Annotated in this window: 6 protein-coding genes; 1 reads left to right on the forward strand and 5 read right to left on the reverse strand. The window is 58.6% G+C overall.

Annotated features, from left to right (window positions below; all coding sequences use genetic code 11):
• Positions 1–84: 84 nt before the first annotated feature.
• From QZ269_RS03810 to QZ269_RS03825, 4 genes are all read right to left on the reverse strand, one after another.
• Complete coding sequence (locus QZ269_RS03810) at positions 85–1,014, reverse strand: ABC transporter permease (protein ID WP_291424477.1); 930 nt, start codon at positions 1,012–1,014, stop codon at positions 85–87.
• 7 nt (positions 1,015–1,021) lie between these two features.
• Positions 1,022–2,020 carry an ABC transporter permease gene (locus QZ269_RS03815; RefSeq protein ID WP_291424479.1) on the reverse strand — a complete coding sequence of 333 codons (999 nt, stop codon included), beginning with the start codon at positions 2,018–2,020 and terminating at the stop codon, positions 1,022–1,024.
• Positions 2,021–2,193: 173 nt separating this feature from the next.
• Entirely contained in the window at positions 2,194–3,954 is a 1,761-nt protein-coding gene (locus QZ269_RS03820; protein ID WP_291424481.1) for a peptide ABC transporter substrate-binding protein, read from the reverse strand.
• A gap of 276 nt (positions 3,955–4,230) precedes the next feature.
• Positions 4,231–4,653, reverse strand: a complete 423-nt coding sequence (locus QZ269_RS03825; protein ID WP_291424483.1) for an iron-sulfur cluster assembly accessory protein — start codon at positions 4,651–4,653, stop codon at positions 4,231–4,233.
• A gap of 321 nt (positions 4,654–4,974) precedes the next feature.
• Between QZ269_RS03825 and QZ269_RS03830 the strand changes: the two genes are divergently transcribed.
• A complete protein-coding gene (locus tag QZ269_RS03830; RefSeq protein ID WP_291424485.1) occupies positions 4,975–5,235 on the forward strand; it encodes a DdrH in 261 nt (86 codons plus the stop codon).
• Positions 5,236–5,441: 206 nt separating this feature from the next.
• Here the strand turns inward: QZ269_RS03830 and QZ269_RS03835 are convergent, their stop codons facing one another.
• A complete protein-coding gene (locus tag QZ269_RS03835) occupies positions 5,442–6,773 on the reverse strand; it encodes a cytochrome bc complex cytochrome b subunit (RefSeq protein WP_291424487.1) in 1,332 nt (443 codons plus the stop codon).
• Between the last annotated feature and the right edge of the window lie 168 nt (positions 6,774–6,941).

The following is a 6,941-nucleotide window of genomic DNA, read 5'->3' on the forward strand; positions in this document are numbered from 1 at the left end:
TAGTGCGCTTGCGCGGTAAACCTTCGCAAGACCACAAAAAACAGAGGCCGGAGCCTCTGCGTGTGCATCACCGGAACTGCCGGGTCAGTGCCGGGCGCGGGGATCGAAGGCGTCGCGCAGACCGTCGCCCAGAAAGTTGAAGGCCAGCACGGTAAACAAAATCGCCAGACCGGGGTAAAAAGGCAGCCAGGGGTACTGGAGCACCACTTCCTGCGCGTTCGAGAGCATGTTGCCCCAGGTCGAAACGGGCGGCTGAATGCCGAAGCCCAGGAAGCTGAGGGCCGCCTCGCCCAGAATCGCGCCACCGACGTCAAAAGTCGCGCTCACGATGATAATGCCCAGGATATTCGGCACCAGATGCCGCCACATGATGCGGTTGTTGCTGGCCCCCAGCGCCCGCGCCGCGTCCACATATTCGAGGTTGCGGATTCGCATGACCTCGCCGCGCACCAGGCGGGCATTGGTCATCCAGCCGAAAATCACAAACACCGAGATGATGATAAACACGCTGGCCGACGGCCCCATGTTGTTGCGCAGATTGACGATAAAGGGCTTGTCGCTGCTAACGAACAGCCCCGAGATCACCAGCTGAAGCGGCAGCGTCGGCAGGCACAGCATGAATTCGATAAAGCGGCTGATGACGGTGTCGGTGCGGCCACCGAAAAACCCGGACAGCAGGCCCATGAAGGTACCCAGCAGCGCACTCATGATCGCTACCGAGAAGCCCACCGCCAGACTGATCCGGCTGCCGTAGATGATGCGCGAGAACAGGTCGCGCCCCAGATCGTCCTGACCAAGCGGAAAATTACGGCTCGGCGGCCCGTAGGTATTTGCCAAATCCTGCGCGTTGGGGTCGTGCGGCGCGATGACGCCAGCAAAAAGGGCGACTAGAGTGATCAGGAGAATGAAGGTGAGGCTAATCATAGCAGCGCGGTGGCGGCGCAGTTTACGCATCGCCAGCTGAAAGGTCGAGTAACTTTTCTGTTCGGCGGGAGCCGTGGTTGTGGCAGTCACATTAACCTCAGTTGTACCGGATGCGCGGGTCAACAAGCCCGTACAGCAGGTCGGTGATCAGCTGGAAAATCACCGTCAGGAAGGCGAGCGTCATCAGGCAGACCATCACGACATTGAAGTCCTTCGACACCAGCGAGTCGAGCAGCGCACGCCCGATGCCGGGCCACGAAAACACCGTTTCGGTCAGCACCGCGCCGCTAAACAGGCCCGGAATCGACAGGCCCAGGATGGTCACGATGGGAATAAGCGAGTTGCGCAGGGCGTGCTTGTAGATCACGCTGCGGTTGGGCAGCCCCTTGGCCCGCGCCGTGCGAACAAAATCCTGGTTAATCACGTCCAGAAAGCTGGCCCGCATGTAGCGCAGCGTGCTCGAAATTTCACGCAGCATCAGCACCATAACCGGCAGGATCATGTATTTCAGGCGGTCGCCCCAGAAGGCCGCAAAGCCCGCCGAGGGGTCCATGCCCGCGCTGCCCAGGCCGCCGGGCGGCAGACTGATCGCGCCGTTGGTCGCCTGCGGCAGCCACACGGCGAACAAGAACAGCACCATCACGCCAATCCAGAACACTGGGGCACTCGAAGCAATAAAGCTCAGGAAAGTCAGGATGTAGTCGGGCAGGCTGTACTGCCGCACCGCCGAAAAAATGCCCAGCGGAATGGCGATCAGCGTGCTGAGAATCAGCGCAGGAACGGTCAGCAGCAGCGTATTGGGCAGGCGCTGCTGAAAAATAAACTGGGTCGCTGGAATACTGAAATCCCGTGAATACCCGAAATCGCCGCGCATGGCGTGGGTCAGCCAGGTCCAGTATTTTTCGAACCAGGGGGTGTCGGCACCGTACGCTTCACGCAGCCTCACCACGTCTTCCGGACGAATATGGGGGTTCCCGAAGATCATCTGGTCGACCGGGTCGCCTGGTTGCAAGGCCGTCAGACCATAAATCACCAGACTGATGACGAACAGCAGCGGAATCATCTGCAAAATCCGGCGAAGGGCATAACTTAGCATCGGCTTTTCCTCATCGGCATTATCCTTTTGGCGCAGCCCCCCATTCGGGGCAGGCCGCGCACCCTACAGCAAAAAAGAGGCAGGAGGAAGCGACTGTTTAGCCCGCTTCTCCCCTGCACCGTCACTTCGTCTAGCACGCCCTTTCAGGCACCATCTTGGGCCACAGGGGGCTTTTACTTCTGGGTGTGGGCCGACACGGCGCCCTTGCTGGCCCAGCCGATGCGGTAGGCGTCCCACGTGGGGTACTGCGTGATGGCGGTCATGTCGTAGTTGACCAGATCATTCACGCGAGTGTAGGGGTTGGCACGGAAGTACATCGGCAGCGAGGGCAGTTCCTTGGCCCAGATGGCCTGCATCTGCGCGAACTGCTTGCTGCGGGCCGCGGCGTTGAACTCGGTTTCCGACTGCTTTTGCAGTTTGCTGTACTCGGCGTTGCTCCAGCCCGAGTTGTTCTGGCCCGAGTAACCGTTGGCGGCGTTAGGGATGGCACTGGACTTGAACAGGTCGCCACCTTCGAGGGTGGGGTCAGCGCTCCAGGCGTACATCGCCAGATCCCACTTGCCGCTTTCGCCCTTGCTGAGCATATCGGGGCCGAAGAACACGCTGGCGGGATAGTTCTGAATGTTGACCTGCACACCCACGGCCTTCCACTGGGCCTGGAGAATCTGCTGCACGCGCTCGCGCACGGCGTTCCCGGCGGTGGTGCTGAAGTTCAGGATCATCTTCTTGCCGTTCTTTTCCAGAATGCCGTCGGCGCCGGGCTTCCAGCCAGCAGCAGCGAACAGCGACTTGGCCTTGGCCGCGTCGAAGCCGTAAGCCATGACGTCCTTGTCGTAAACAGGGGCCAGAGGGTTAACGAAGGTGTTCGACACAGGCTGCTTGCCCTGGAACATCGCCTTGACCAGTGCGGCGCGGTCAACCGAGTACAGCAGCGCCTGACGCACACGGGCGTCGTCGAGGCCCAAATCCTTGGAACGCTGACCACGGGTGTTGACGTCGATATGCTCCCACACGGCGCCGGGGGCGAAGAAGGTGGTGAACTTGTTGCCCTGGCGCTTTTGCATGTCGAGCGCCTGGTCGAAGGTCAGGCCCACGGTCGCCACGGCGTCGAGCTGGCCTGACAGGATGTTGACCTTCAGGGTGTTGGTGTTGGGAATAAAGCGGTAGATAACGCTCTGGATGTACTTGCTCTCGCCGCCCTGGGGCTTGCGCCAGTAGTTGGTGTTGCGGGTCAGCGTCAGGCTGTTGCCGGGCTTCCAGGAGGTCGGCTTGAACGGCCCGGCGACCACCTGGGGCAGGTTGCTGCTGGTGGTGTACTGGCTGATGAACTTGGTCCACTGGTCGTTGAGCGCTTCACCGGGTTTCATCCCCTTGGTGGCGCTGTCGAACGCGGCCCAGCCAGCGGCCATCTGCTTGCTGGGAGCCAGACCGGGAGCGCCTGCTACCTGGGCAAACAAGTAAGGTGGGTTAAAGGTGATGGTAAAGGTCTTGTCGTCCTTCTTGGTGATCTTTGCGCCGTCCCACGGGTAGCGCTGGGGGGCGGGCACGCGCTCGTCAAGTTCCACCTTGAGCCAGAACTCGAAGTCGGCGGTGGTGATGGGGGTGCCGTCGCTCCACTTGGCGTCGGGGCGAATGGTGTAGGTCAGGCTGTTGCTCACGACCTTGCCGCCCGACTTGTTTTCCTTGTACAGACCATTGGCGAGGGTAGGAACGGTGGTCGCTATATCCGCGTACAGGCTGCCGTCGTTGTTACGGCCCGTCAGACCTGCGCCCATCCATTGGTTGACTTCAGTGGAAATTGCCAAGTTATTAGTTACCCAGGGGTCCATAATGTTTGGCGGCTCCTGCGAAGTCCCGATCACAAGGCTGTTGTTAGCCGGGCTAGCCAGGGCAGCGCCGAGCAGGAAGGCGGAAAGAGCTACGATTTTTTTCATTAGTGGTCCTCCGGGGAACAAGGGTAAACTCTTACCCTATCTGTAGTTGGTCAAGGCAGTATAAGGTCTGTTTAAGAGGTGTCAAGGCTAAAAGCGCTTTCTAGAATTCTGTGTGTGAGACGGCGAAAGGCCGACCGCAGGCCGTGACCCCACTCACCTTGAAAAAGAAAGCCAAAAAGGACTTTCAGGCCGCCCCCGAGAAGGTAAACGGTCAAAAGCCCTTTCAATCAATAAGTTGTTTCGGAAGTACTAGGAGTACGCCCTGATGACTGCCGATTAATGACTGCCGCAGCCGCCGCTGTTTTCGCCATCGGGAGACTGAGTGCCATCGGTACGGAAAGAATGCCCGCAGCCGCATGAGCTGGTGGCATTGGGGTTGTTGACGCTGAAACCGCCGCCCATCATATTTTCGACAAAGTCGACTTCGCTGCCGCGCAGCAGGTCAATGCTCATGCGGTCGACCAGCAACTTGATTCCACGGTCGACCACGATAGTATCGCCGTCAAGTTCACGGTCATCAATCGCCATGCCGTACTGGTAACCGCTGCACCCACCACTCTTGATAAAAACGCGCACACCAGCGTTTTCCTTGCCGCTTCCGGCCAGAATATCTTTGGCCTTCTGAGCACCGAATTCACTGATGGTAAGGGGCTTGAGGGTGATATCGCCCTGGGATTCAGAGTGAGTCGAGGCTGTCATGAGTGAAGCGTAACACTTTTGCGCCAATACAACCGTGCCAAAAAAGCAAAGGGAAGTTAAGAGCAGTTCTCCGAAGTATGGACACGCCGGAACAATACCGCCGCCCCCTTCATTCTCCGTCCTGCGCTTTCTTTTTCACTCGTTCCACTCGGCAAAAAGATGGTCAAAAGAGCACCATCCTTTTGCAAAATGCTCTAAGAGCCTGCCGGGTTAAGAGGGCGTCATGACGCACCTCTATCCCGAGTGGAAAGAGAAGGCAAAAAGGAGCTGCTAGTAGAAATGGCCTCATATTCCTTGAGTGTAGTCATGTTAAGCTTAAGCATGACTGCAAATGCCCCGACCAATCCGTATGCCGAATGGTTCGAGCAACTGCGGGCCGAGTATGGCGATCAGCTCAGTGCTATGCCTCTGCCTGATGGACTGCCCGAATACCTACACCAGCTCGTTCAGACGGGCGATGAAGAAGCCATCAAATTTATGCTGCGGCTGGCCTGGCAGCTCGGTGCCCAGGTCGGTTACGCCGCCGGAAGTCGTCAGGGCGAGCAGGTCAGCGTGATGCGTCCCGATCACCTGAAAGCCTAAGCGACACACCAGCCGCAGCCCATGAGACGTTAAGTCATGGGCTGCGGCTGCGCCGTATCGACGTTTACGTCATACGGTACTGAGTCTAAGGTCGTGTGCGTGCCGCGCCAGTAAAGGGGCCAGATCATCCATACCTCAGGCTAAGGCAAACAACCGCAAAAAGCGCCCCACACCAGGTGGAACGCTTCATAGAGGAACGGAACGGTTTAGTCGTGCGAGTGCGCTACGTGATCTTGCCCACGGGCCAGACGTTCACGCTTGTCGGCGTCGTGCATACGGCCAATCAGACGCACGATCGCCAGGGTCAGGAAGTACATCACGACAGGAACGACGAACACGAGAATCCAGAGCACCGTGTTGGCGTTACCGCTGTTCAGAACGCCGCCGCTGATAAGGTCGGGCTTGTACCCGGCCAGCGACATGACCAGCATAAAGGCCATAAACGCTACCCCCGCCGCCAGACGTTTGGGGTGGTTGGTGGGATTCTCGGCGTAGTAGAGGTTTTCCTTGCTTTTGTCGAGCAGAGGCGTCAGGAACAGCAGGGCCAGCGGAATGGCCGGGAACAGCATGGCCCCGATGAATTCGGAGGTTAGGGTGCCGTTGCCGGGCAGGTGAATGTCGATACTGGGAATAATAGCCAGCGCACCGAAGACCCACAGCAGATACCAGTCGGGCTTGATGTTGTTGATGGGCACGGTGCTGGGCGGCCCGAAGAACTCGACAGGGTGAACCGGCATATAGGCGGAAAACAGCATCACGATGCCGGCAAACAGCAGCGCCAGCAGCAGCATGATCGGAGTCTGCTGGGTCATCAGTGGCACGCCCACGATTTTCTTGTAGGCCAGTCGCTTGGCGTACTGCGGCTGGGTGTGCTTCTGCTTAATCATGAGGAGCATGTGCGCCCCGGTAGTCGCCAGCAAAATCATGGGCAGCAGCATGATGTGATAGCCGTAAATACGCGGAATGATCCCGTCGCCAGGAAAGTTGCCAGCGAAAGCGACCTGCGCGAGCCAAGCACCAACCCAGGGAATCGAAGCCACGATGCCGTAGATCACCTTGACGGTGTTATAGGCGTAGTTGTCGTAGGGCAGGATGTACCCGGTCACGGCGGTTAGCGCAGCGAAGATCATGGCGAGCAGCCCGATCCACCAGTTGATTTCACGCGGCTTCTTGAAGGCGCCTGTAAAGTAGACCCGCATCATGTGAACCACGGCGGCGGCGACCATGATATTGGCGCACCAGTGGTGAATGCGGCGCAGCATGTCGCCGTAAGGCATGGCATTGATCTTGAGGGCCGAGTGATAGGCCGCCGGAACCAGGTTAGGCTTGTCCGCGCTGCCAGGATCGAACGAATTGATAACCAGCGAGTTGCTCGGTTCGTAAGACAGCGCCAGCAAAATGCCGGTCAGAATCAGGATAACCAGACTGAACAGCGTGATTTCACCCAGAAAGAAACTGTGGTGAACGGGGAAGGCTTTACGCAGGAACTTGTCGTTCAGGCGCGAGAGGTGCAGGCGTTCATCGAGCCACTGGTTCATCCGAGAGCACTCTCCACTGCTTGCTTACGGGCTTCCCATTCATCCTTGCTAAAGCCGTAAGGGGGGGTCAGGAAAAAATCGCTGACCACGATCTTATCGCCGTCCATCTTGATCGGAAGCTGCGCCAGGGGGGCAGGAGGTGGCCCGCCCGTAACCCGGCAGCCGTGC

Source organism: Deinococcus sp. (assembly GCF_018260405.1).
In the GTDB taxonomy this organism is placed as follows: Bacteria; Deinococcota; Deinococci; order Deinococcales; family Deinococcaceae; genus Deinococcus.